Below are 24492 nucleotides of genomic sequence, written 5' to 3'. Positions count from 1 at the left end.
TTGATTTATCTTGGTTAAGTGTTAGGACGATTGGGTGAGTGATTGCTTATTTGTCTTGATTCGGCTTTAAAAGTTGCTCCACTGCGGGGTAACTTTTACACTGAATTTTGGTTTATTAACGCTAAGTAGTCATGAGATCTGTCCGACTTAAGGCGATCGCCGCCATCGCTTTACCAATGATTTTATCGAACATTACTATTCCTTTGTTAGGCTTGGTGGATACCGCTGTAATTGGTCATTTAGACCAAGCGCATTATCTGGCTGGGGTTGCGCTGGGTTCAATGATGATCAGCCTGGTATATTGGCTATGTGGCTTTTTGCGAATGTCGACCACCGGGCTGGTTGCTCAGGCAGTGGGTTTGGTTGATATGACCGCGTTGCTGAAGGTCGCGTTGAGTTCGGTCTTACTGGCTGTGTTACTCGGTTGTTTATTAGTGTTGTTTCAGCAGCCAATTTTGTCTCTAGGCTTGAGTTTGGCTGGTGGTGGGGAACTTAGTTTGCACTACGCCGCCGAGTATTTTTCAACACGGATCTGGGGCGCCCCAGCGGCACTGCTAAATTTGGTATTGTTAGGTTGTTTACTGGGCTTACAAAATGCCCGTGCTCCAATGGTATTACTCATCATCGGGAATTCATTGAACATTGGCTTAGATCTTTGGCTGGTCTTGGGCTTGGATATGAAGGTGCAGGGCGCCGCCTTAGCCACTGTCATCGCCGACTACCTTAGTCTTGCTCTGGGCTTATATTTGTGCCGTCAATCCTTAACCCGCTTGGGGCTGAGTATGACCGACATTGCTACGGCACTCAGGGGCTTAGCCTTCGATCAATTTAGCCGTTTACTGCGTCTTAATCTGGATATTTTCTTTCGCTCTTTAAGTTTGCAGCTCTGTTTTGCTTTTATGACGTTTCAAGGCAGCCGGCTGGGTGAAAATATTGTGGCGGCCAACGCGGTACTGCTCAATTTTCTGATGTTTGTCTCTTTTGCTCTCGATGGGGTCGCCTATGCGGTGGAAGCCTTAGCGGGGAAAGCCAAGGGAGCTCAAGATAGAGCCCAGTTTGTTGGGGTGATAAACGATTGTTTACTGTTAGCCGCAATATTCGCCTTGTTGTTTAGTCTTAGTTTCTATTTATTTGGTCCCAGCTTAATCAATCTTCTCACCGATATTAGCGAGATTAGAGCGACCGCTAATCAATACTTGGCTTGGATGTTCGTGCTGCCTGTGGCCGCGGTATGGTGCTTTATTTTTGATGGCATCTTTATTGCGACAGCGGAAGGCAAAATGATGCGTAATTCTATGTTGTTGGCCAGTGTTGGGGTATTTTTCCCAGTATGGTGGTTGAGCCAAGATTGGGGGAACCATGCTTTGTGGCTCGCCATGTGCAGCTTTATGGCTGCCCGGGGCTTAAGTTTAGCCTACACTTATCGACTGGCCTTAAATCGACATTGGTGGTTTAAAGCCACGCCAGTGGGATGAATCTTCGGGGCCTAGCGACAACGGGATTTGACCGGTCAATGTTAATCCAGCCATCAATTGATGAGTGAGCAAGACGAGGATTTTGCAGCACTGTTACTGAGGGGAATACAACAGCAATAAACCACTCTCTGGTTGATTGCTGTTGTTGATTCATTTTCATTTCGCAGGGGTGGTTTGCTAAACCGCGTTGTGATATCCCAACTGACGCCAAGCCTCGTAGGCAAATACCGAAACCGCATTCGATAAATTCATACTACGGCTATTGGCTAACATCGGGATCCGTAATCGATAAGTGCTGTCAATTTGGCTTAAAATCGCATCGGGCAAGCCCCGCGTTTCTGGGCCAAACATCAGATAGTCATTCTCGGCAAATTGAAAGTCGCTATGAAACCCGCTGCCTTTGGTGGTGCAAGCCAACAAGCGTGCTGGTTGTTCGCTCTCTAGAAAAGCCTGATAGTTGGCATGGCGTTTCACTTCGGCAAATTCGTGATAATCCAACCCTGCGCGTTTTACTTTTTTGTCGTCCCAGGCGAAACCCAAGGGCTCGATTAGATGCAAACTGCAGCCACTATTGGCCGCTAAACGGATAATTGCGCCAGTGTTTTGCGGAATTTCGGGTTCAAATAGCACAATATTAATCATGGTCGGTCCCAGTCGTTGCAAAAGCGCTATTGTAGTGGCAAGCGTAGGCTAACTTCCAGCCCTTTACCGGAATGATTATGCGCACTAATACTGCCACCATGCTGGCGAATCGCCGATTCGGCAATCGCTAAGCCGAGGCCAACACCACCACTATCTCGATCGCGTGCTTCGCCACAGCGATAGAAGGGGCGGAAAATATTGTCTAACTCACTCTCGTCAATCCCCGGACCATCATCCCGGATGACAATGACTAAGTACTGTTGTTCGATGCTGGCCTCAAGCGTAACTTGCTGTTCGGCGTACTTTAACGCATTGCGGCAGATGTTTTCTAAGGCGGAGCTGAGTAATTGCGGGTAACAAAGCAAGCTTAAATGCTCAGGATATGTGGCCTTAAATTTCTTACTCAGTTGTTCCGCTTCGAAGTTGCAATCATCGACTAAATCAATCATGAGTTCATCGAGCTGAGCTTGCTGTCGTTGCGCGTTTACTTGCATTCTTGATAGGGATAATAAGGCGTTAATCATCTCGGCCAAACGCTGTGATTCACGTTCGATGCGTTCGACTTCGGCACTACTGCTTTGGCGTTTTTTGTGTAAAGCCAGCGCCATATTGAGACGGGTGAGTGGTGAACGCAGCTCGTGAGATATATCACTTAATAAACGTTGTTGGTTGCTAATCGCCTGATTCAGCGTGTCGACCATGCGTTGTAAACTTTCTGAGAGCTGACCAATTTCGTCACCGCGATTAATTTCTGGCAGCTGGGTGTCTAATTGCCCCCGTGACAGCTTGTTGGCAGCGCTCTGTAGCCGTTTGAGGGGACTCACAATATGTCGGGTCAGCAAGAAACACAGTGCCAGACTTAGCAGGATGGCTACCCCTGCGAGAACCCAGGGGGAAGAGCCGTGTAACGGGAGCAGGTTGTTCATGAGCTCTGGGCTTCGGCGGCGCTCGAGGTAAAGCAAGTAGGTTTTGTCATCCAAGGTGATTGCCCTTGGTCCGATAAACACCCGATCACGGTCGAGCATAATCCGTGGATTGTTGACCTGGTCGTGATTGGCAATAAAGCGGCGTATGGCGCGGTCTACTTGCGGATGATTTACCACCAGGCCTTGTTCATCGACCAGAAAAGGCATGGTAAAACGTCCGCCACTATGCGGGGCGGGGCGTTGATTGAAGGCTTTGTTCGGGTTGTTTTGGATCCGCTGTTCGAAGTCTTGTAAGTTTTTCAGTGCCCATTCCGGCGCCGCAAAGTTATCGGTGCTTACCAGTCGTGACATGTTAAATGCCACAAAGGCGGTTATCAGCAAAATTAACCAGAAGGACACGAATATTTTGACAAATAGATTATTGAGTAGTCGTTTCATGTTTACCACTCCAACCACATGTAACCTTTACCACGCACGGTTTTTATTCTTGGGAGTTGGTCTTTTCTTGGTGGGATTTTTTTTCTTAGATTGCTGATGTGCATATCTAAGCTGCGGTCGAAGGCCTGCAGCCGTTTACCTAATACGGTTTGATTCAGCTTATTCTTATCTAATAGTTGGCCTGGATGCTCCAGCAGTTGCTGCAACAACAGTAATTCAGTGCTGGTGAGGTCTAGTTCAACATCTTCACAATGCGCCTGTTGTTTGGCAACCGACAGTGTTAAGTCTTGATGGCAAATTAAATCGCCATGTGCTTCAGAGCTGGGCGCGTTTTGGGTGCGGCGCAAGATGGCTCGGATCCTTGCCAATAATTCCCGTTCACTAAATGGCTTGGCTAGGTAGTCGTCGGCGCCAAGCTCTAAGCCAAGGACTCGGTCAATTTCATCGCCTTTAGCGGTGAGCATTAATACCGGCTGTTGGCTGTCTTTGCGAAGCTCTTTTAAGACTTCGAAGCCATTTTTCCCAGGCATCATCACATCTAGTAGTACTAAATCATAACTTGTTTGTTGCAGTTGCTTTAAGCCGCTCAGACCATCGTTGCATACTTCACAGTCAAATCCTTCTAAGGTCAATAATTCGCCGAGTAATTCGGTGAGTTCTTTGTCGTCATCAATTAAAAGCAGCTTCACAGTTGATTCCTAGGTGATCATTGATAGCTAAAGTGTACAAAAATTCCTTGGCTTTGCGGATCTATCATAGGCTCATTTACATAGCTTTACACTTCCTTGCCATTAGTTTGCATTGGCCGCTATATACTGAAAATGTCTGAAACATACGAGGATTTAAAAATGAAAAAGCTACTTGTGACTACCTTACTTGGAACCCTGATTCTTGCCCCTGCTGCTTTTGCTGCCAATGGCAATCGACACGATGGTGAAGGTATGCGTGATAGAGATGGCCATCCGCGAATGCATTTAATGCGCGAACTTGATTTAACTGCTGCGCAGAAAGCACAAGTTAAAGAAATTATGCAGGCCAATAAGCCAAGCGGTGAGACAAAGCAGCGAGATGGTGAGCGAGCTCAGCGTAACATGATGCATCAGCAACATATGGCGATTGTGACTTCGGCTACTTTTGATGAAAACGCAGCCAAAAACTTACTTAAAAAAGAGCAAGAGAAGCATCAACAACGCGCTTTACATATGATGCGTTCGCAGAATGCGATATACCAAATACTGACTCCGGAACAACAACAGAAGTTCCAGCAGTTAACAGAACAGCGTATGGAAAAACGCGGGCAAATGAAAAAAGATGGTAAACACCAAAATTACCAACAAGGTGAAAAGCAACACAAAAACGCTAAAGCTAGCACTTAAGGGAGCAGCTTCTATACTTTACAAAACTTTCCCGTGAATTTGTAAAGTGGAAAAACAAAATTACCAGCGTTTAGTGACCCGCGCTACACAGCTTGCAAGCTGTGTAGCGTTGTTTTTATTACTGATAAAAAGTGGTGCCTATTTATATACTGGCGCAATTAGTATTTTGGCGTCGTTGATTGATTCACTCATGGACATTGGCATGTCCTTGGTTAATTTATTGGCGGTGCGTTACGCACTACAACCCCCCGATAAAGAGCACCGTTTTGGTCATGGAAAGGCTGAACATCTCGCGAGTATCGTGCAAGCTGCCTTCATTGTGGGTTCGGCTTTCATGTTGCTATATAGCGGTACGACCGAGTTAATGCGCCCGCAAGCTTTACAACACAGTCAGTTAGGTATTTGGGTCATGATCGTTTCTACTTTGATTACAATTGCCTTAGTACTTTTCCAAAAATATGTCGTTAAGAAAACTAATAACAGTTTAATTAAAGCTGATTCGATGCATTACGCGATGGATGTTTTTATGAATGTGGCAGTGCTTGTAGCCTTATTTCTTAGTCAATATGGATGGTATTGGGCCGATGGATTGTTTGCAGTGTTGATCGCCCTATATATTTGCTATGGTGCTTTTGGAATTGGTAAAGATGCAGTGCAAAATTTATTGGATAGAGAGCTTCCTCGGGCTTTCCAAGTTCAGGTTTATCAAATTGCTTTGAAGCTTGCTGGCGTGTTGGGAGTACATGATGTTAGAACTCGCCAGTCGGGTCAGACTAAATTTATTCAACTCCATCTGGAACTAGATGATAAACTCACCCTTTACCAAGCTCATGATATTGCCGATAAGGTAGAGGCGGCATTGTTAGCGCAGTGGCCAGAAGCCGATATCTTGATCCATCAGGATCCCCAGTCGGTGGTGCCAGAAGAAAAGAAACAACAGTTTTTGTAAGGTGAAGTAAGTGGCAAAGCTAAGGGACTATCAAATTAAACAAACGTTAGCCGAAACCGTTTGGTTGCAAATTCGTGATGAAGCGCACCGAATGGCTGAAGATGAGCCGATGTTATCCAGCTTCTTCTATTCGACGATTTTGAACCACCATACGCTGGCCTCGGCCTTGAGCTTCCAATTAGCAAGTAAGTTGGATAGCTCAACGGTACAGGCGATCTTGTTGCGTGAATTTATTGAAGAAGCTTTATTGGCTGATCCGAATATTTTGGAAGCAGTGGCGGCTGACATTGTGGCAGTGAAAGATCGTGACCCGGCAGTAAAATACTACGCGATCCCCTTGTTATATCTGAAAGGTTTTCATGCTTTACAGGGCTACCGTGTGGCAAATTGGTTGTGGCATCGTGGGCGCTTGGCATTAGCGCGTTATATGCAAAACCAAATCTCGGCGGTGTTTGCTGTAGATGTTCATCCGGCGGCCACCATCGGTAAAGGGATCATGTTCGACCATGCCACTGGCATCGTGGTGGGTGAAACCGCGGTGATTGAAGATGATGTATCAATCTTACAATCGGTGACTTTAGGGGGAACCGGGAAAGACCGAGGCGATCGACATCCAAAAGTTCGTCAAGGAGTGTTGATTGGTGCGGGTGCAAAGATCCTTGGCAATATTGAAGTGGGACGCGGCGCAAAAGTAGGGGCGGGTAGTGTAGTTCTCGAGGATGTGCCAGCGCATACCACGGTTGCTGGCGTACCAGCAAAGGTGGTGGGCAGACCCAGTTGTGAGATGCCAGCCATTGATATGGGGCAAAATATCTAATTTAGTCGGTGGCGGCGATATAGGCGAAGCGCGGCATTGTTTGGCCGTCCACAACGACCTCTTCAACAAACATATGATAGGGCCGAACCCACAGTTTACCTTCTCCGTATAAAGGTCGGTAAAGTACCAACTGTTCTTCGGTTTCAGAATGGGTCACGGTATCGATCACTTGGTATTCCGGACCTTTGTAATGTCGGTATCGACCTTTCTTTAATTTCATGTTTATAAATTCGACAACTAGTTAGGTAAATAGAGTTCTACCCTTGTTGGGCATAGATGACAAGAGTATGCTGCTTTAAAGTAAGTCTTTATCAATATGTGAACACGATTAGGGTTCATTTATCCATGAGGACTGACTGTAGATAGAATATCTAGAGTGAGGTTAACAACAGATTAACGGGAGTAGGTTGATGTCTTTTGACGTATTGGAAAAATTAGAAGCAAAGGTTCAAATTGCAGTCGATAGTATTGAATTACTACGTATGGAAATTGAAGAACTCAAAGAACAAAATAGTAAGCTGAGTGATGAGAATAGTCATCTGTTACAAGAACAACAAGCTTGGCAAGAACGCCTTACTGCCTTGTTAGGGCGTATCGAAGACGTTCAAGCCGAGTAAGCTTAAATTCGCTTGGACCTTATTCGATATCGAGTGGTTCAGGCGATAAAATCACGCCAGTGGTGTCGGCATAAATATGATCTTCCGGTAAAAAAGTGACGCCACCAAAATTGACCGGAATATTCACATCACCAGTTTCGTCTTCGGCGTCAGCACCAACAGGAATGGAAGCCAGTGCTTGGATCCCTATATCTAAATCTTCAAGCGCGTCCACATCTCGAACACAACCGTAAACAATAATGCCATCCCATTCATTTTCGGCTGCAGCTTCGGCGATGGTTACATCGAGCAAGGCGCGTCGCAATGAGCCGCCGCCGTCTATCAACAATACCCTACCGGTGCCAGGCTCCTGAACGACCTGAGCAATTAAGCCTGAATTTTCAAAACATTTGATGGTGGTAATTTCTCCCCCAAAAGAGTTTCTGCCACCATAACTGGCAAACATGGGTTCGACGACATCAACCGTATCTGCGTATAGGTCACAAAGTTCAGAGGTGTTATATTCCATGGTCTGGATCCTAAATTGGCCCGAGTTATCGCTACCAGTATAAACACTAAGTCGCGGTTTTCAATTAAGAAATAATAACTAAGCTAGAAAAGCAAAATAACCCGGCTGCAGACCGGATTACGGGGCTTAAAGGGGATTAGCAGAGTCATCAAATTGATAACTCTGCGAGGTATTTATAAAATGAAACGACTTAAATCTTCGTCGGCGACTAATTCGTCTAAAGATTTATTGACGTAATCGGCGTCGATGATCTCTTTCTGACCTGAATTATCAGAGGCCACAAAGCTTAATTCTTCCATTAATTTTTCCATCACCGTGTGTAGCCGACGAGCGCCAATATTCTCGGTGCGTTCATTCACTTGCCATGCCGCATCGGCAATCCGACGAATCCCTTCTTTGGTGAACTCAACGTCTAGGCCTTCGGTGGCCATTAGCGCCTTGTATTGTTCGGTTAATGAAGCATTAGGTTCGGTAAGGATCCGCTCAAAATCATCTGCACTGAGTGCATTCAGACTAACACGGATCGGCAAACGCCCTTGTAATTCAGGGATCAGATCGGAAGGTTTCGCGACCTGAAAAGCGCCCGATGCAATAAACAGGATGTGGTCGGTTTTTACCATGCCATGTTTGGTGCTTACAGTTGAGCCTTCAACCAGTGGTAGTAAGTCGCGTTGCACACCTTCTCGGCTTACATCTGGGCCTGAAACATCGCCGCGTTTACAAATTTTATCGATTTCATCTAAGAATACGATGCCTTGGTTTTCAACCGCGTACAGGGCTTTTTCTTTGAGCTCTTCTGGGTTGACCATTTTAGCGGCTTCTTCTTCCACCAATAATTTGAAAGCTTCTTTAATTTTGAGTTTACGTTTCTTGCTATCTTTGCTGCCAGATAGGTTTTGAAACATACCTTGTAATTGATTGGTCATCTCTTCCATGCCCGGAGGGGCCATGATTTCGACACCTATCTGTGGCTGAGCCACATCAATTTCAATTTCTTTGTCGTCAAGTTGGCCTTCACGCAGTTTTTTACGAAAAGCCTGGCGAGTCGAGTTGTCTTCTTTCTTCTCATCATGACCAAAGCTGTCTTTTGCTGGGGGCAGTAGAGCATCGAGGATCCGATCTTCTGCTTGGTCTTCGGCTCGAAAACGAAATTTTTCGGTTTCTTGCTCGCGGGTCATTTTGAAGGCAACATCGGCGAGATCGCGAATAATCGTCTCAACTTCTTTTCCAACATAACCGACCTCGGTGAATTTTGTAGCTTCTACTTTAATGAATGGGGCGTGCGCTAGTTTCGCCAAGCGCCGTGCAATTTCGGTTTTACCGACGCCTGTTGGGCCTATCATTAAGATATTTTTAGGCGTAACTTCATGGCGCAATTCATCATTGAGTTGCATTCTGCGCCAGCGGTTGCGTAAGGCAATCGCCACTGCGCGTTTGGCTTCAGATTGGCCGATGATGTGGTTATCTAATTCGGAGACAATTTCTCTGGGGGTCATTTCAGACATAATTTTTTCCTGCAAAGCTTTAAGCTTTCGCGTCTAATTCTTCAATAGTATGGTACTGGTTGGTAAACACACAAATGTCACCGGCAATGCTCAGGCTTTTTTCAGCAATTTCACGTGCGCCTAAATCGGTGTTTTGTAATAGGGCGAGAGCCGCAGACTGAGCAAAAGGCCCTCCAGAACCGATGGCGATTAAGTCGTGCTCAGGTTGAACCACGTCACCGTTACCAGTAATGATTAATGATGCTTCGCTGTCTGCGACTGCCAGTAGGGCTTCTAGTTTACGTAGCATGCGATCGGTTCGCCAATCTTTGGCCAGCTCTACAGCTGCCTTGGTAAGGTGACCTTGATGCATTTCTAGTTTTGCTTCGAAACGTTCAAATAGGGTAAATGCATCGGCAGTGCCGCCAGCAAATCCGGCCAACACTTGACCGTGATAAAGGCGGCGAACCTTCTTTGCGTTGCCTTTCATCACGGTATTGCCAAGGGAAACTTGGCCATCGCCAGCAATGATCACTTTGCCGTTGCGGCGTACGGAGACGATAGTAGTCACGATATTTCCTCAGTTTATACAGCTAACCATAAGAGTTAACTTGGCTATCTCAATGAAGTGGGGGGGCGTCGATAATTTTTCAAGGTATAAGCCAAAAACTGTGGTGCTTTAGTTGTGATTAAATAATTTCAACAACTGTTGCTGTTGTTCATCGTTGAGTGATGCGAAGTGACTCAATAGTACCCGTAATAATTTGGATTTTGCCAGTTGATGCTGCTGAGAAGCGTATTGTAACTGGTTTATTGCGGAGGCATCAAAGGTGAAAGTACAGTGCCGAAAGGTGCTGCTAGGCTTGTCGGCGGGAGCCTTTTTTGGATTGAGGCTCGGTTTTCCTAGTGCATAGTTTTCGGCATCATCGATGAATTGTTCGACGCTTATCTTTTTGGCTTGGCGGCGGCGATGCGGTTGCTTTTTTAAATCAGTTAAACTCATGGGAGTCTTCTTGCTGGATGGCGAGTAATTCAGTCACTATCGCTTTGATCTCATTGGCAGCTTTACCTTCGGGCTCTATCTCTAACACCGAACGGCCACTTTCTTCACTATCATCGTAGAGATTGCGAGCGAAGGTCACGGAGTCGAGCACGTGTAAGCCGAAGGAGCGACAAACTTCTTTGGCGTCGAGGATCCGATTTGCTTGGTTGGGCAGAGATGGGCATTGGGTGATTACAAAACTAGCGACCATTTTAGGGTTAACCATTTTACAGGTACTGAGCATGTCTTCCATATGCGGAAGAGTTTTAAGGTCACGGCGTTTGGGTCGTAGTGGAATTAATACATATTTTGCGACTGACATTGCTGCACGCATGGCTAAGTTGTCTTGACCACCACAGTCCACAATCACAAAATCGTAGCCATTTTCTAGGCTGAGTAAGTCCTTGCGGATTTTTCCGTAGAGTTGAATACAGTTAATCCCTGGTAGGGATTCATCTTCGTTGCGGGCTTGGATCCAATCGGAGGTAGTGCGCTGCGGGTCGCAATCAACCATTAAGATATTTGCGTCAAATTCGGTTTTCAGGTGAACGGCAATATTTTGTGCTAAGCAACTTTTACCACTACCACCCTTTTCCCCACCAACAAGTATCAACATGGTTCATCCCTCTTCTGCAACTTGCGACCAATTATAATTACTGGCTTTGTGGTACAAGTTTATTAAGTATAAGACAAACTGACATGTTTGCTTATCTGGACGAGAATTTTACAGTATTAACAAAAACATATTATAGCTAGAGAAGTTCTTACGATGACAACGCGCTACTTTTACTTTCATTTCCGCTTCAGCGGAATGTTTCGCAGTAAATTTAACTTTAAGTTTGGTGCCAATCGCTAAATCTTTATCATGAACAATCAACATGCCACGGCGAGAGATGTCGATACAAGTGGCTTCAATCACTGCTTCATCGTCTTCGTTATTGGTCAAAATGAGCTGCACCGGTTCGTTTTCCAAATCGAGTCGCATTGAGCCTCGTCGCTCAAGTTGCTGTAGTTCCGTGTTGTTCATAGTATCGCGTTCCTATTTGAGTCACGGTCTTGGTCTTATTTTGCCGTTTTTAGTCAAAACTGATTTATTAGAATAGCTACATTTTTATAACATAGTTGGGATATAAGTCAAATAAGTAATATTTTTAAGCGCTTAGCACAGGCAGTAATTGAATAATTAGCTACTTTAAGGCCTTTATACAAGATTTTACGTTATGGTTAAAGGTTATGGCTGTTGGTGGATAAGGGCGTCTTTATTCATATATGCTTTAGTATCAATCAAAGCCAACATCTCTGTTGGCTTGTATATAGTTTGGATGTCTTAAAAGCTCCCTACTTAAAAGCTCCCTACTTAAAAGCTCCAATGCCAAATTTGGCAACCATTGATTTTGGCGCGTTGTAATATATGCCGATCTCGTTCAGCATCTCGCTTGGTGGGATAGGGGCCCAACACCACGCGATACCAGGCGCCATTTTCCCCTTCGGTGCGCTTAATTTGACTTTCCAGGCCTGCAAAGGCAATTAAGGCTTTACTCTCTTCGGCGCGGTCTCGGCTACGGAAAGAAGCACACTGCATTTGGTAAGGGATGGCCGGCTGGCTTGGTTTGGCGGCCGGCTCAACTTCTACTTGCTTGTGTTCTAGCTCTTTAACATAGCTCCGCTCTTTTGGTGGCTCTGGCAGACTTGCTTTGGCCTTTGGCTTTGCGATGGGTTGTGGGTTTACCAACTCGCTGAGCTCGGGAGCTGGCGTGGGCGCGCTACCTTTAATATTAAATAGCAATACCGAGAAACCCACGATCGCTGCGATCACCGCGAGAGCTAAGGCGAAGGGGAAGCGTTTTTGATGACTGACCGCGCGGCTAGATCTAGCCGCGGGTTTTTTCTTAGGCTTGCTGCGCCCTACATAGTCCTTTGCCATGTTTACATCCGATCCAAAGTCTCGATCCCTAATAATGAAAGACCTTGATCTAACACTTTCGCTGTTAAAGCTGCTAAGCGCAGACGACTATGTTTCACCTCGCTCTCAACATCGTCCTTAAGGATTGGGCAAGCTTCATAGAAAGTCATAAATGCACCCGCGAGCTCGTAGAGGTAATTACACATCATGTGTGGCATACCTTTATCGGCTACATTGTTGACCGCATCGCTAAACTGAATTAATTTTTGTGCGAGAGCGATTTCGGCTTCTTCAGCCAATATAATGTTTTGCTCAAGGCTGTCGAGGTCGATTGCTGAGCGACGAAGAATAGATTGGATCCGAGTATAAGCATATTGCAAGTACGGTGCGGTATTGCCGTTGAAGGCCAACATGTTTTCCCAATCGAAGATGTAGTCGGTGGTACGGTTCTTCGATAAATCGGCGTATTTCACCGCGCCCATCGCGATTGCTTTGGCGGCCTCTAGTTGTTGCTCCGCATCCAGATCTCGAGACTTTTCAGCCACAATAACTTGTGCTCGCTGTTCCGCTTCTTCTAGTAAATCGACCAGCTTCACGGTACCGCCACTGCGGGTTTTGAAGGGGCGGCCATCTTTGCCTAGCATCATGCCAAAGGCGTGATGTTCTAGTGGCACCGACTCTGGCACATAACCAGCTTTGCGCACAATGTTCCAGGCTTGCATTAGATGTTGATGCTGACGGGAGTCGATAAAATATAAAACTCGGTCGGCATTTAAGTCTTGGTAACGGTATTTAGCACAGGCTATATCGGTGGTGGTGTACAAAAAACCACCATCTTTTTTCTGAATGATCACGCCCATTGGGTCGCCATCTTTATTTTTGTATTCGTTGAGGTAAACCACGGTTGCCCCGTTGTCTTCAACTGCTAAACCTTGTTGCTTTAAGTCGCGAACCACATCATGCAGCATGGGGTTATACATGCTTTCGCCCATCACGTCGTTTTTAGTTAGCGATACATTTAAACGGTCGTAAACAGATTGGTTATGATTCAAAGTGATGTCGACCAGTTTGCGCCACATGGTATTACAGTATTCATCGCCACTTTGCAGTTTCACCACGTAGTTGCGCGCGCGCTTGGCAAAAGCTTCATCGCTGTCGTAACGCGCTTTAGATTCACGATAGAACACTTCTAAATCGGCTAATTCAATATCGCCTGCGTCAGTACCGCGTTTTTCAACTTCTTCCAAGTTGGCGATTAACATGCCAAATTGAGTTCCCCAGTCGCCGATGTGATTGGCTCTAACCACCTTGTGGCCTAAAAACTCTAGGGTGCGAACCACCGCATCACCAATGATGGTAGAACGCAGGTGGCCCACGTGCATTTCTTTCGCAACGTTTGGCGCAGAGTAGTCAACCACAACGGTTTGTGCTTGTTCTGCCAATTTTACATTCGCCGAAGGAGAGCTCGACATGGCTTCAATTTGAGAGACCAGCCAATCATTATTAAGATAGAAATTAATGAAACCTGGGCCGGCAATGCTGGTTTTATCGATGAGTGTCGAACTTGGTAAATTATCGACAATCAACTGAGCTAGTTCACGAGGATTTTTCCCAGCGGGTTTGGCGGCCATTAAGGCAAGGTTGGTCGCTAAGTTGCCGTGAGCTTTATCCTTGGTTCGGTCAACTTGGATCCGAGGTTCGAATCCTTCAGGGAGCACCTGTTGTTGTTTCAGGGCAATGACCGTTTGTTCCAGAAGTTGTTGAATAAGCTCTTTCATGTAGGTTGACACCAATCTCGCGTAAATAAAATGTACAAGGCGGGCATTTTACCGACAATTGCCGCTGAAAACTATCTCTTATCTAGGCTAATTCGGTGTGATTTGATTTGATTGGAGCAAATCGCTACGCGCTTGGTTGTTGATGTTGCTGCTTTGCGTAAAGAGGCGTGTGATTACTGCATATCATAAGGGTCTATATCTAAGGACCAACGAACTTTACGGCTGAGTTTTAAGTTCTCCAATTGTGGTAACAGCCGATGGATAAGCTGATGTAGGCTGGTGCGCTGTTCCGCTTGAATTAATAGTTGCATCCGAAATTTTCCTGCGCGACGTGCTTGTGGCGCTGGGCAGGGAGGAAAAACCCAGCTATTCGCCTGCTGTAGTGGCTGGGCTAGTTGATAGAGCTGCTGGCTTAAGTCATGCACCGCCTGACCATCCACTGCTTCTAAGCGAAATAGCGCTTGAAAGCTAAAAGGGGGAAGTTCGGTGTCTTTGCGTTCATTAAGGGCAAAGCGCGCAAAGTGTTGGTAACCATTATTAATCAAGTCTTGCAGCAGTTCATGCTCAGGGTGATGAGATTGCAACATCACTTTCCCTTCTAAGTTGGCGCGCCCTGCTCGGCCAGCTACCTGCACATATAGTTGGGCCAGGCGTTCTGGGGCCCGAAAGTCGGAACAGAACAAGGCATGGTCGATATCGAGTAGGGCAACTAAGGTTACATTAGGGAAGTGATGTCCCTTGGCCAGCATTTGGGTTCCCAGCAAAATTTGATAGTGATTGTTATGGATCTGTTCCAACAATTGCTCCAAGCTGCCTTTGCGTCGTGTACTGTCTCGGTCGATCCGTGCCACTTTATATTCTGGGAAGATCTCCAGTAAGGCCTCTTGCAGTTGTTCGGTACCAAGGCCAGTGGTGACCAGATTGGTGGAACCACACTGTTGGCATTGATGTGGCACCGGTTGTTGGCTGCCACAGTGATGACAGGCCAAGTGACGGGGCTGCTGATGGTAGGTAAAATATGACTCGCAGCGTTCACACTCACAGACGTGCCCGCACTCATGACAGAGCAGGGCTGGCGCGTAACCTCGGCGATTTAAAAACAGCATCACCTGACGACCAGCCTTTAGCTCCATGCGCATTGCTTTCACTAAGGCGGGAGAAAGCCCCGAGTTGAGCGGTTGATGGCGAATATCCAGCAATTGTTGCTTGGCTAATACTGCATTACCTGCTCGTTGTTTGAGTTGTAGATGAACATAACGGCCGCTCAGGGCATTGTGCAGGCTCTCTAACGAAGGTGTGGCCGAGCCTAAGATGATAGGAATTTGTTCTAATCGAGCGCGTACAATGGCTAAATCGCGGGCGTGGTAACGAAAGCTGTCTTGTTGCTTAAAGGAGCTATCGTGCTCTTCATCGATGATGATTACGCCAGGCTTGGCCATCGGAGTGAACACCGCCGATCGGGTGCCAATGATGATGCCAGCTTCGCCTTGCTTCGCCTTGAGCCAAGCACTAAGCCTTTCACTATCATTCAGGCCCGAGTGGATCGCATAAACTGGAACTTCGAAGCGTTCGGCAAAACGAGCCAAGGTTTGTGGCGTGAGGCCAATTTCGGGAACCAGAACTAAAGCCTGCTGGCCCTTCGCCAGAACTTCGGCAATTACATTGAGATAGATTTCGGTTTTACCGGATCCGGTAATACCTTCAATGAGAAAGGCCTGAAAGCTCGATAGGCTTTGGTTGATGGCCGCTACCGCAATTGCTTGCTCAGGATTGAGCTGCAAGGCTTGGCTTTTGTTGGTCTGTTGTTGAGTCCAATCTGGCACGGTTGCGCGTGCTGTGACTTTTTCTAGCAAGCCTTTTTGCTGTAAGGCGGTGAGCGCAGAACGCGAGAAGTCTCGTTGTTTGGCTTGTTCATCGTTTAATTGAAAATCGGCTTGTTGTTGCAGCGCGCCAATGACTACACCTTGCTTGGGAGCACGCTTAAATTCTGCGAGCTTAGCTTGCTTGCCTTGTTCACTAAGGCGCCAGGCGACAATCGCTTTGGCCTGTGCGGGTTCGCCTTTACGTAACAGGCTGGGCAAGGCCTGGCTCAGTACGTCACCCAAACTATGGTGATAGTAGCTGCTGGCCCAATTTAATAGTTTAAATAGACTCGCGGGAAGTAAGGCCTGTTGATCGACAATTTGGCTAATGGTTTTTAATTTGTCGCTATCGATGTCACTATCATCGGGATGCTCCACCACCAAGCCAACTTTTTCACCTTTACCAAAGGGGACTTTGACCCGGGCACCGATCACTGGTATTGCCGAGTCATCGGATACTCGATAATCAAATAGTCGACGCAATGGAATTGCTAAAGCAACACGAACAATTAACACAAATTTATGAACCCATGAAAAACCCTGCCTCATTCTAAAGCTTGACTATGCATGGGGCAAATGAAGTCGCTGGTGTTTTTTATCCGCGAATAGACCTTGAATACTTGCTAAGCGCGGAGCCATCCTATATGATCCGCCACCTAAAATTTATAGGCTCTGATAGAGTTGCTTTCGTGTGGTGTTTGGTGCCAATAGTGGTGATCAAATGGCGACGCGGCCCAAGTATTGAGGTAATCCATGAAAACTGATATCCATCCAACTTACGAACTACTTACTGCGACTTGTTCTTGCGGTAACGTAATCGAAACTAAATCGACTCGTACTGGTACTATGTTCCTAGACGTATGTGACAAATGTCACCCATTCTACACTGGTAAGCAACGTAACGTTGATACTGGTGGTCGTGTTGATCGTTTCAACAAAAAATTCGCTGTATTGGGCAAAAAATAAGCCAGCCTTATTTAAGCTTTACAGTAAAGAAAAAGCGCCGAAAGGCGCTTTTTTTGTGTCTGGTCATGATGCGAATGAGATATAAAGCAATTTTGCTCATAGCAGATTTGTATTTATTTTCGCTCAAATCGTTTTTCAGAAAGTCGCTTTACCTTTTTTGAGTTTTAGGGTTTTGCCATATAGCTAGATCTATAATGCTTGTCGTTGCCATCCACCATTTTTGGGCAGGTATAGTTTTGTCAGTTCAATTTCTCTTTCTTAGACTTTTATTTCGAAACAGTAGTAAAAAGTTGTACCGATCTGTGCGGGAATATCAGTTGCTTGTAGGGTCACTTTACCTCTCTTCCCTGACAGCACTGCGTTATTTGGAATATTTTTTCAGGGCGTTCCTTTGTAATTCTTGACTGTCCATATATTCCGTAATCGAGAATAGTTGAAGAGATTTCAGAGCTTGTTTCTGTGCTCGTGCATCCTGAGAGAAAAATCAGGGGCAGTGTAGAGTAGTATCATTCTTATTATTAAAACATAATTCCATTTTCGCTAAGAACCGTAGTTGCAAGTGAATAATAAGCAACTTGGTAGTTATGTCGAATGGATTACTGAATTGCATTGTCTAGACGACCTTGTAGCTCAGGGGTTATTGCGAAGCTGTTTGCCCTGCAACAACGCCCTTTCTATCTAAGGTGATTGAGTAAAAGTAGTCGCCTCTATGTTTTTAAATTCACATAACCTTTCTTATTATAATGTTTTTATTGACATGCACTTTAAATTCAATAGGTTATGTTTTTTTTGAGAATGTTTAAGCGGAATGAATCTGTAGATATAGTTTCTTTATTTAGAGGGAGAAAACCATATTGAATTTTTGAAGGATTGTGTTGGGACGTTATATAGCAGTGTCAACAGTCGTAATTTAGAATTAAACAATTAAAAGGAATTTTTGCAATGAAAATATATTTTCAATTTGTAGTTAAGGTTATTTTAATCTGGTCGATTGCTGGGTCAAGCATTGCGGCAGTCATATTTACAGATGATTTTGATTCTGCCGCATCTCCTTTATGGGGAAATGAACAGGGTAGCTGGAATGATAAAGGTGGTGCATACCAGTCTACATCAGGGAATCAAGCATTTAGCTTGTTACCGACAGATTTAAGGGATTTTTCTGTTGAATTGGATATTAATGATGTATGGGATGGCGGTGTAGTTCTTCGTAGTTCATACAATGGGGGGCTTTTTAACGGAATAGCCTTAATCACAGGAGGTCTTGGTGGTGGAGGTACCGGGGTTTACTGGCACGAATTCGTAAATGGTGGCAATTCACCAGCTTTAAAGCATTCTGGTGCATTATTCCCATCTAAAAGTGATATTCATTTAAAAATCGATGTGTTCGGAGATACCTACTCAGCATTTGTGAATGGTACTTTGGTCACTACCTTAACCAGCAGTTTGTACAGCCAAGGACAAGTTGGCTTGTTTAATAACAGACTCGGTCAAAGTTTCGATAACATTAGTGTTTCATCTGTTCCCGAGCCATCCACGATATTTCTTGCGGCATTTGGTATTGCTGGCTTATGTATGTTTAGACGAAATAAAAAGTCATATAAAGTACAAGCAAGTGCTTAACTCTCTGCCGTGGGCGGTTGTTCCTGCAAGATAAGTGAGCTTATTCAAAAGTGTTTGTCTAGTATTTAACAAAAAAGCCGCTCAATGAGCGGCTTTGCAAAATCTTAATCTTCTTTATCCAATTCAGCTTCGGTGGCTTTTTCTAAGGCCGGGTCGGGTCTATCTTTTTGTAGATCGGCATCATCGGGCAGGGGTTGCCCAGTGTAAGCGTGTAAAAATGCTTCGCAGAGCAACTCGCTGTTGGTGGCGTGTCGTAGATTGTTAATTTGTCTACGAGTACGCTCATCGGTCAGTATTTTCAATACTTTTAAAGGTATTGATACCGTTATTTTTTTTACTTGTTCGCTTTTTTTTCCGTGTTCAGCATAAGGGCTGATCCACTCACCATTCCAATCTGTCGACATACTTGAATACACACCAAACCAAAGAAACCCTATTGTAACGGGGGAAAAGCCACTTAGCAATCCAAGAGCAAAGACATTTAGACGTCTAGAAGTGTTGACGTCTTTACGGGGAGTGGTAAAGTGGCAGCATAATTAGAGGGAGTCAGTGAACACATGTCATTAAAAGATCTTCACGCCGCCACCATTGCGGTTCGCAGTGGTATTGAGAGTGATAGCCAACACGGAGCGGTGGTTCCGCCAATTTATTTGTCGAGTAATTATAGTTTCGCCGATTTTAAGCAAAAGCGGCAGTTTGACTACAGTCGCTCTGGTAATCCAACCCGTCAAATATTAGCCGATGCGATTGCCAACCTAGAGCATGGTGCAGGGGCGGTGATCACCAATACCGGCATGTCGGCCGTTCATTTAGTGACCGCTTTGTTAGCGCCTGGCGATTTGCTGATCGCACCGCACGATTGTTATGGCGGAAGTTATCGCCTGTTTGACAGTTTGGCGAAGAAGCAGGCCTTTGAAGTCGAGTTTATCGATCAAAATGATAGCGAGAGCTTGCAAACCGCCCTCGCCAAGCAACCAAAGTTAATTTGGTTAGAAACTCCCAGCAACCCGTTATTGCGGATTGTGGATATTCAAAAAATAGCTCAACAAGCGCATGCTGTGGGGGCTTTGGTAGTTGTGGATAATACGTTTTTGTCGCCTGTATTACAGAATCCAATTTTACTGGGGGCCGATATTGTGGTGCATTCGGCGACTAAGTATATTAATGGTCACTCTGATGTGGTGGCGGGTATGGTTGTGGCAAAAACTGAGTTATTGGCAGAAAGCTTGAGCTGGTGGGCGAATTGTCTAGGTTTAACAGGCTCAGCCTTTGATTCCTATTTAACTCTGCGGGGCTTAAGAACTCTGAAAGCTCGGATGAATGTTCACCAACACAATGCTCAAACTATTGTTCAATGCCTGCAGCAGCAGCCTTTGGTGTCTGCGATTTATTATCCCGGCTTAGCAGAGCACCCCGGTCATGCGTTAGCCCAACAACAACAATCTGGCTTTGGAGCTATGTTAAGCTTTGAAGTTGCGCTAGATGAAACTCAAATGGTGAAATTTCTGAAAGGCTTACAGTTGTTTTCTTTGGCTGAGTCTTTGGGCGGGGTAGAGAGTTTAATCGCTCATCCAGCAACTATGACCCACGCGGCAATGTCGCCAGAGGCATTGGCCGAAGCGGGAATATCGGCGCAATTGTTACGGGTATCGGTTGGTTTAGAAGAAGCGGAAGATTTAGTGAATGATTTACAGCAGGCATTTGCCAATCTTTCGTTTGGCTAAAAGTTGTACAGGAGAACTTCATGTCGGTAGTTAATAGACATGTCCATAAATTTGGTGGCAGTAGCCTCGCTGACGCTAGCTGTTTCAAACGAGTGGCGGGTATTGTTGCGCAGCATTCGCAAGCGCAAGATCTCATTGTGGTATCGGCTGCGGGTAAAACCACCAATCGTTTGTTGAATATCATTGATTTGGCGAAACAAGCCGATAATGCCGCTGCGGAAGCTTTAGCCGCTTTGATTCAGTTTCAGGCGCAGCTAGTTAAGGATTTATTGAGTGAATCGAGGGCGCAAGTGATCGAGCGAGAGCTTGTCGCAGAGCATCGACGAATTGCTCATTTGCTAGAGGCGGATATTAATGCCTTTATCATTAACGAACTGCTCTCTTATGGTGAGCGTTGGTCAGCAAGATTATTGGCCGCCCTTTTAAGCGAACAAGACTGTGCTGCGGAGTGGATGGATTCACGACAGTTTTTCAAAGCCGAATTAGCGGCCCAACCGCAGGTAGATGTTGCGCGCAGCACCCCTTTGTTGGCGGCGTGTTTAGCGGATAAACCCGCTTGCCGAATTGTGGTGACAGGTTTTATTTGCAGTGATAGCGAACAACGCACGGTGACGCTTGGGCGTAATGGCAGTGATTACTCTGCAACCGAATTGGCGGCTTTAGCCGATGCTGTCTCGACCACGATTTGGAGTGATGTTGCGGGAATTTACAGTGCCGATCCGCGCTTAGTGAAAGATGCTCATTTGTTAGATCATTTAGCTTTAAATGAAGCAGCTGAATTATCAAGGATTGGTACCTCGGTACTTCATGCTCGAACGCTAGAGCCGCTGGCTCGCTCTCGGCAACGCTTAAGCTTACGTTGTAGTTATGCTCCCAATGATGGACAAACTCAAATCCATCGGAAAGAAGCCAAAAAAACCGCCGCAAAAATAGTCACCTCGGTGGATGACGTGGTGTTGTTAGAGCTGACATTTACTGAACATTTCCAGCAAAATGCCAGCGCGCTGTTAAGTGCGTTGGCAAGTGTGCAGCTGGCCCCGACCACGCGTCATAAACATACTGAAACTGGCTCGCTACGGATGGCCTACACGCGCGAGCTCGTTGCGGAGGCATTGACCAAGATTGACCAGTTGGCGGTGCAGTATCAGGTGCAACAAGTCGAACGTACCGAAGGTTATTGTTTAGTGGCCTTAGTCGGCGCTGGGGTTTGTGATAATCCTCAACAATGTTACTTGTTCTTTCAGCAACTAGCCGAGCAACCTTTAGAGTTTATTCATTCCAGCTCCGATAAAATGAGCCTGTGTGCGGTAGTACGTAAAATTACCTTGGAACCGGTATTAATCGAGCTTCATAGTAACTTATTTAAACAGCGCCGTAAGGTTGGTGTGGTGGTGTTTGGCAAAGGCAACATTGGGGCTCAGTGGCTGAGCTTGTTTAACGAGCAACAAAGTTTGTTGGAGCAACAATATAAACTCGAGCTTTGTCTCGCTGGAGTGTTTACTAGCCAATCAGGACTACTCGATTTTGCTGGCTTGAGCCTTGCGCAAGCCTTCGATGATAGTTTAGCTAAGCCCTTGTTATGGCCGGAAGTATTGGCGCAACTGAAGCGGCATCCTTTTAATGAACTAGTGGTGTTGGATATTACCGCCAGTGAATCCTTAAGCGCGTATTATCATGAGTTTGCCAAGCTTGGTCTGCATTTGATTACCGCCAATAAACTTGCCGGAGCCAGTGCTTCAGCGAATTTTGAGCAGCTCAGTCAGAGTTTTCGTGACCATGGCTGCAAATGGTTAGCCAATGCCACGGTTGGTGCGGGACTGCCAATTCAGTCGAGTATTCAGCAGTTGCGGCAAGCGGGGGATCAGATCCTTGCTATTTCTGGAATATTTTCCGGTACTTTAAGTTGGTTATTTCAACAATATGATGGTTCTAGTCCATTTTCTGAGTTGCTGGTGGATGCGCTCAATCAAGGGTTGACCGAGCCCGATCCTCGAGATGATCTTTCGGGTAAGGATGTGCAGCGAAAATTACTGATCTTAGCCCGAGAGGCTGGTCTCAAGCTTGAGTTAGCGGATATTCAATTAGCTTCTCTGGTGCCAGAAGCCTTAGCAGAATTAGAACTTGAGCAGTTTATTGAACAGCTGAGTGATTTAGATGAGCCGATGTTGCAGGCGGTGCAGGATGCCCAGCGTCAAGGCAAGGTGATCCGCTATCTCGCCAGAGTCGACCATCAGGGCAAGGCTGAGGTCGGTTTACAGGCGATAGATGCACGGCATCCATTTGCCAATCTCAAACCCTGTGACAATGTTTTTGCGGTTGAAAGTCAGTGGTACCAGCAAAATCCTCTCGTCATTCAAGGTCCCGGAGCAGGCAGAGCCGTGACCGCAGGAGCGCTGCAAGCCGATTTAGTGAGTCTTTGTCAGTATTTGGCTTAAGTGAATTTAGCGTTGTGGCTTTGCTCGAGCTGTTTCGCTTAGATTTGAGAATTGAAATCTCACATAAAAAAGGCCTCCTAAACAGGAGGCCAAACAGGGTATATAAGGGTGTACAAACGTGAGAAGGTAAAGTGCTATTTAACTAGCAGCAAGCGCCCACTCAATCCACTTACTGCTATTTCGAAATGGTCTATATCAATGACGATCTCTGCGCCTGTGATTAAGTCGATAAGGGTACGGGTATCATCCAGTAAATCAGCGGCCAGACGGACCTTTTTTTTATCTGATGAAACGTTTAATAAATACACAATTTGCTGTTCTTTAGTCGTTTTTAATACGGCTAATAGATCTTTGTCGGCGTAGAGGTTCTGTACGCTACCTTGATATAGTGCTGGATTATTTTGCCGAACTTCCATCAATTGACTAACATAGTCCATCAGCGCTTGCTGTTCACGACTTGGGGTGAAACCATCGGTGACCCCTTTTATATGAGCGCTGGAGCGAGCAACATGGTCGTCACATAAACCTTGTGCTGCGCATACGCTGTTGTCTACTTTCGCGGCAAAGTTGGCAACTTCATCACCAATCTCATCACCGTAGTACAAGGTAATCGGTCCGCTATAGGCGGCCATATAAGAGAAAGCCGCTTTATGTCTCTCCCAATAATGGCTTAAGCCACCACGCTGAATCAGATCGCCGAAGCGAACTAAATCATGGTTGCCGAGCATTAAATTAGCTTGGGCGTGATCAGGATAAGAATGATGATCGTTCCAGCTGGCGGTTAAGGTGCTGGCATCGTGATCCCCTGAGCCACTTTCTTCTACCGCTAAGGTCTGTACGAGCGCATAACGACGGTTAAAATCGAAGGCCGAGGGCAGGGCTGGAGACGAATTACTGCCATAAGCGCTAGCTACGATTTCACTATTCCCATTCCATACCTCGGCAACCATATAGCCTAGGGTGCCCCATTGATTTCCGTTGATCTGGCACTTGCTGGCCTTGGCATTGTTGGCACTGGCATCTTTGACGGTTTGATGAATTTGTTGCCAGGCACTGAGCGGGACTTGATAGGCTTGGTCTAAACGCCATCCGTCTAAACATAATTCGCTGGTCCAGTACTCCGCCACTTCCTGGTAAAAAGCGAGGGTATCGCTGTTGGTATAATCCACAGGGTTTGAGCCACCAGCAGGGCTGAGCCCTTTTGGAGAAGTGACAAGGTTGCCTTTATGGTGGCCAAAAACCCCATCAAAGAATACGTATAAGCCTTTTTCATGAGCTTTCGTGACTAACTCTTCAGCCAGCGCTTTGGTCCCGAAATTAGGATCAATCTTAAAGTAGTTACTGGCAAAGTAACCTGTAGCATCTAGTTTGTCTGTCCATTCATCTTGGCCGTTGGTCGCAATAGACTCAAAGATCGGGGTGAGCCAGATGGCATTCATGCCTAAGGCTTTAATGTAGTCAAGAGAATCAATAATTCCCTGCAAGTCGCCGTTGTGATGGCTGGTGCCATAACCAGCACCATAATCAAACGAGCTATCTCCATCAACAAAGGATTCGGTCATGACTTGATAAATGCGCAAATCACAAAATTCACCAGTGGCGTTTTCACAGGGCAGGCGTTGTTGAGCACTCTCGGCCGAGCTGGTGATGTTGATGGCGTCATTGGTTGGTGTGGTGCTATTTCCATTTCCAGCATCACTGCCACCACCACAAGCACTTAAGCCGACGATGATAGAGATCGATAAAATGCTTTTTAACCAACTCATTTTACTTCCTTGATAAATACCATAAGGGGATAGGGCAAGTTAATCACAGCTTTGCATGACTAGATACTCGGTAACGTTTTCAAGATAATAGAAAATTGAGCTGGCTCGCATCTTTTTTGTTATTGATAAATAAAGAATTTTTTGAAAGGGTTTTCATGTCAGGT

24 protein-coding genes are annotated in these 24492 nt (G+C 45.8%); 9 read left to right on the top strand and 15 right to left on the bottom strand.

Annotated features, from left to right (window positions below):
* The first annotated feature begins 131 nt into the window (after window positions 1-131).
* Window positions 132-1475 carry an MATE family efflux transporter DinF gene (gene dinF, locus ACRRSX_RS20425; RefSeq protein WP_432455764.1) on the top strand — a complete coding sequence of 448 codons (1344 nt, stop codon included), beginning with the start codon at window positions 132-134 and terminating at the stop codon, window positions 1473-1475.
* Between the two features lie 177 nt (window positions 1476-1652).
* On the opposite strand, the gene trmL is transcribed toward dinF, so the two are convergent.
* From trmL to ACRRSX_RS20410, 3 genes are read right to left on the bottom strand one after another with little or no spacing between them, the layout of a single operon-like run.
* Window positions 1653-2117, bottom strand: coding sequence for a tRNA (uridine(34)/cytosine(34)/5-carboxymethylaminomethyluridine(34)-2'-O)-methyltransferase TrmL (gene trmL / locus ACRRSX_RS20420; RefSeq protein WP_432455765.1), 465 nt, complete (start codon window positions 2115-2117; stop codon window positions 1653-1655).
* A 26-nt stretch (window positions 2118-2143) separates the two neighbouring features.
* Window positions 2144-3481, bottom strand: a complete 1338-nt coding sequence (locus tag ACRRSX_RS20415) for an ATP-binding protein (RefSeq protein ID WP_432455766.1) — start codon at window positions 3479-3481, stop codon at window positions 2144-2146.
* 2 nt (window positions 3482-3483) lie between these two features.
* Window positions 3484-4170 carry a response regulator gene (locus ACRRSX_RS20410; protein WP_432455767.1) on the bottom strand — a complete coding sequence of 229 codons (687 nt, stop codon included), beginning with the start codon at window positions 4168-4170 and terminating at the stop codon, window positions 3484-3486.
* Between the two features lie 159 nt (window positions 4171-4329).
* Here ACRRSX_RS20410 and ACRRSX_RS20405 point away from each other — a divergent pair, with 159 nt between their 5' ends.
* From ACRRSX_RS20405 to cysE, 3 genes are all read left to right on the top strand, one after another.
* On the top strand, window positions 4330-4857 hold the full coding sequence (locus ACRRSX_RS20405; protein ID WP_432455768.1) for a Spy/CpxP family protein refolding chaperone: 528 nt from the start codon (window positions 4330-4332) through the stop codon (window positions 4855-4857).
* Window positions 4858-4903: 46 nt separating this feature from the next.
* Window positions 4904-5806, top strand: coding sequence for a cation diffusion facilitator family transporter (locus ACRRSX_RS20400; RefSeq protein WP_432455769.1), 903 nt, complete (start codon window positions 4904-4906; stop codon window positions 5804-5806).
* 91 nt (window positions 5807-5897) lie between these two features.
* Window positions 5898-6623, top strand: coding sequence for a serine O-acetyltransferase (gene cysE / locus ACRRSX_RS20395; RefSeq protein ID WP_432456133.1), 726 nt, complete (start codon window positions 5898-5900; stop codon window positions 6621-6623).
* A 1-nt stretch (window position 6624) separates the two neighbouring features.
* Here the strand turns inward: cysE and ACRRSX_RS20390 are convergent, their stop codons facing one another.
* Window positions 6625-6843, bottom strand: a complete 219-nt coding sequence (locus tag ACRRSX_RS20390; protein ID WP_432455770.1) for a DUF1653 domain-containing protein — start codon at window positions 6841-6843, stop codon at window positions 6625-6627.
* Window positions 6844-7033: 190 nt separating this feature from the next.
* Between ACRRSX_RS20390 and zapB the strand changes: the two genes are divergently transcribed.
* Window positions 7034-7240 carry a cell division protein ZapB gene (zapB, locus tag ACRRSX_RS20385; protein ID WP_432455771.1) on the top strand — a complete coding sequence of 69 codons (207 nt, stop codon included), beginning with the start codon at window positions 7034-7036 and terminating at the stop codon, window positions 7238-7240.
* A gap of 19 nt (window positions 7241-7259) precedes the next feature.
* Here the strand turns inward: zapB and rraA are convergent, their stop codons facing one another.
* The 9 genes from rraA to priA form a co-directional block, all read right to left on the bottom strand.
* Window positions 7260-7748, bottom strand: a complete 489-nt coding sequence (gene rraA, locus ACRRSX_RS20380) for a ribonuclease E activity regulator RraA (protein ID WP_432455772.1) — start codon at window positions 7746-7748, stop codon at window positions 7260-7262.
* A gap of 173 nt (window positions 7749-7921) precedes the next feature.
* Complete coding sequence (hslU, locus tag ACRRSX_RS20375; RefSeq protein WP_432455773.1) at window positions 7922-9253, bottom strand: HslU--HslV peptidase ATPase subunit; 1332 nt, start codon at window positions 9251-9253, stop codon at window positions 7922-7924.
* A gap of 19 nt (window positions 9254-9272) precedes the next feature.
* Window positions 9273-9803 (bottom strand): ATP-dependent protease subunit HslV, encoded by a 531-nt coding sequence (hslV, locus tag ACRRSX_RS20370; RefSeq protein WP_432455774.1) that lies wholly within the window; start codon window positions 9801-9803, stop codon window positions 9273-9275.
* 108 nt (window positions 9804-9911) lie between these two features.
* Window positions 9912-10235, bottom strand: a complete 324-nt coding sequence (locus ACRRSX_RS20365) for a replication protein RepA (protein ID WP_432455775.1) — start codon at window positions 10233-10235, stop codon at window positions 9912-9914.
* On the bottom strand, window positions 10222-10890 hold the full coding sequence (locus tag ACRRSX_RS20360; protein ID WP_432455776.1) for an AAA family ATPase: 669 nt from the start codon (window positions 10888-10890) through the stop codon (window positions 10222-10224). Before ACRRSX_RS20360 ends, ACRRSX_RS20365 begins: the two co-directional genes overlap by 14 nt.
* A 108-nt stretch (window positions 10891-10998) precedes the next feature.
* On the bottom strand, window positions 10999-11301 hold the full coding sequence (locus ACRRSX_RS20355; RefSeq protein WP_432455777.1) for a PilZ domain-containing protein: 303 nt from the start codon (window positions 11299-11301) through the stop codon (window positions 10999-11001).
* A gap of 330 nt (window positions 11302-11631) precedes the next feature.
* On the bottom strand, window positions 11632-12198 hold the full coding sequence (locus ACRRSX_RS20350; protein WP_432455778.1) for an SPOR domain-containing protein: 567 nt from the start codon (window positions 12196-12198) through the stop codon (window positions 11632-11634).
* 2 nt (window positions 12199-12200) lie between these two features.
* Complete coding sequence (argS, locus tag ACRRSX_RS20345) at window positions 12201-13955, bottom strand: arginine--tRNA ligase (RefSeq protein ID WP_432455779.1); 1755 nt, start codon at window positions 13953-13955, stop codon at window positions 12201-12203.
* A 173-nt stretch (window positions 13956-14128) separates the two neighbouring features.
* Entirely contained in the window at window positions 14129-16366 is a 2238-nt protein-coding gene (gene priA / locus ACRRSX_RS20340; protein ID WP_432455780.1) for a primosomal protein N', read from the bottom strand.
* A 204-nt stretch (window positions 16367-16570) separates the two neighbouring features.
* On the opposite strand from priA, the gene rpmE reads away from it, so the two are divergent.
* Both rpmE and ACRRSX_RS20330 read left to right on the top strand, forming a co-directional pair.
* Window positions 16571-16783, top strand: coding sequence for a 50S ribosomal protein L31 (gene rpmE, locus ACRRSX_RS20335; RefSeq protein WP_432455781.1), 213 nt, complete (start codon window positions 16571-16573; stop codon window positions 16781-16783).
* Between the two features lie 942 nt (window positions 16784-17725).
* Window positions 17726-18403: a PEP-CTERM sorting domain-containing protein gene (locus tag ACRRSX_RS20330; protein ID WP_432455782.1), complete on the top strand. Its 678-nt coding sequence runs from the start codon at window positions 17726-17728 to the stop codon at window positions 18401-18403.
* 104 nt (window positions 18404-18507) lie between these two features.
* Here ACRRSX_RS20330 and metJ read toward each other — a convergent pair whose 3' ends face one another.
* Window positions 18508-18807, bottom strand: a complete 300-nt coding sequence (metJ, locus tag ACRRSX_RS20325) for a met regulon transcriptional regulator MetJ (RefSeq protein ID WP_432455783.1) — start codon at window positions 18805-18807, stop codon at window positions 18508-18510.
* 153 nt (window positions 18808-18960) lie between these two features.
* Between metJ and metB the strand changes: the two genes are divergently transcribed.
* The gene (gene metB / locus ACRRSX_RS20320) at window positions 18961-20127 is read left to right on the top strand and encodes a cystathionine gamma-synthase (protein ID WP_432455784.1); all 1167 of its coding nucleotides are present in this window, start codon (window positions 18961-18963) and stop codon (window positions 20125-20127) included.
* A gap of 20 nt (window positions 20128-20147) precedes the next feature.
* Entirely contained in the window at window positions 20148-22562 is a 2415-nt protein-coding gene (gene metL / locus ACRRSX_RS20315) for a bifunctional aspartate kinase/homoserine dehydrogenase II (protein ID WP_432455785.1), read from the top strand.
* A 134-nt stretch (window positions 22563-22696) separates the two neighbouring features.
* On the opposite strand, the gene ACRRSX_RS20310 is transcribed toward metL, so the two are convergent.
* Window positions 22697-24328 (bottom strand): alpha-amylase family glycosyl hydrolase, encoded by a 1632-nt coding sequence (locus tag ACRRSX_RS20310; protein WP_432455786.1) that lies wholly within the window; start codon window positions 24326-24328, stop codon window positions 22697-22699.
* Window positions 24329-24492: the final 164 nt, after the last annotated feature.

It is taken from the genome of Agarivorans sp. QJM3NY_30, from assembly GCF_050870855.2.
In the GTDB taxonomy this organism is placed as follows: Bacteria; Pseudomonadota; Gammaproteobacteria; order Enterobacterales; family Celerinatantimonadaceae; genus Agarivorans.
Note: the sequence above shows the minus strand (reverse complement) of the source record. Positions and strands in the feature narration are given on the sequence as shown.

Bases quoted from the DNA above. Each gene is read 5' to 3' on its own strand.
- ACRRSX_RS20365 (WP_432455775.1), bottom strand. From the start codon at position 10,235: ATGAGTTTAACTGATTTAAAAAAGCAACCGCATCGCCGCCGCCAAGCC.
- metJ (WP_432455783.1), bottom strand. From the start codon at position 18,807: ATGTCGACAGATTGGAATGGTGAGTGGATCAGCCCTTATGCTGAACAC.
- ACRRSX_RS20390 (WP_432455770.1), bottom strand. From the start codon at position 6,843: ATGAAATTAAAGAAAGGTCGATACCGACATTACAAAGGTCCGGAATAC.
- ACRRSX_RS20415 (WP_432455766.1), bottom strand. From the start codon at position 3,481: ATGAAACGACTACTCAATAATCTATTTGTCAAAATATTCGTGTCCTTC.
- cysE (WP_432456133.1), top strand. From the start codon at position 5,898: ATGGCTGAAGATGAGCCGATGTTATCCAGCTTCTTCTATTCGACGATT.
- ACRRSX_RS20405 (WP_432455768.1), top strand. From the start codon at position 4,330: ATGAAAAAGCTACTTGTGACTACCTTACTTGGAACCCTGATTCTTGCC.
- rraA (WP_432455772.1), bottom strand. From the start codon at position 7,748: ATGGAATATAACACCTCTGAACTTTGTGACCTATACGCAGATACGGTT.
- ACRRSX_RS20350 (WP_432455778.1), bottom strand. From the start codon at position 12,198: ATGGCAAAGGACTATGTAGGGCGCAGCAAGCCTAAGAAAAAACCCGCG.
- ACRRSX_RS20310 (WP_432455786.1), bottom strand. From the start codon at position 24,328: ATGAGTTGGTTAAAAAGCATTTTATCGATCTCTATCATCGTCGGCTTA.
- metL (WP_432455785.1), top strand. From the start codon at position 20,148: ATGTCGGTAGTTAATAGACATGTCCATAAATTTGGTGGCAGTAGCCTC.
- priA (WP_432455780.1), bottom strand. From the start codon at position 16,366: ATGAGGCAGGGTTTTTCATGGGTTCATAAATTTGTGTTAATTGTTCGT.
- dinF (WP_432455764.1), top strand. From the start codon at position 132: ATGAGATCTGTCCGACTTAAGGCGATCGCCGCCATCGCTTTACCAATG.
- zapB (WP_432455771.1), top strand. From the start codon at position 7,034: ATGTCTTTTGACGTATTGGAAAAATTAGAAGCAAAGGTTCAAATTGCA.
- trmL (WP_432455765.1), bottom strand. From the start codon at position 2,117: ATGATTAATATTGTGCTATTTGAACCCGAAATTCCGCAAAACACTGGC.
- ACRRSX_RS20330 (WP_432455782.1), top strand. From the start codon at position 17,726: ATGAAAATATATTTTCAATTTGTAGTTAAGGTTATTTTAATCTGGTCG.
- ACRRSX_RS20355 (WP_432455777.1), bottom strand. From the start codon at position 11,301: ATGAACAACACGGAACTACAGCAACTTGAGCGACGAGGCTCAATGCGA.
- argS (WP_432455779.1), bottom strand. From the start codon at position 13,955: ATGAAAGAGCTTATTCAACAACTTCTGGAACAAACGGTCATTGCCCTG.
- rpmE (WP_432455781.1), top strand. From the start codon at position 16,571: ATGAAAACTGATATCCATCCAACTTACGAACTACTTACTGCGACTTGT.
- hslU (WP_432455773.1), bottom strand. From the start codon at position 9,253: ATGTCTGAAATGACCCCCAGAGAAATTGTCTCCGAATTAGATAACCAC.
- metB (WP_432455784.1), top strand. From the start codon at position 18,961: ATGTCATTAAAAGATCTTCACGCCGCCACCATTGCGGTTCGCAGTGGT.
- ACRRSX_RS20360 (WP_432455776.1), bottom strand. From the start codon at position 10,890: ATGTTGATACTTGTTGGTGGGGAAAAGGGTGGTAGTGGTAAAAGTTGC.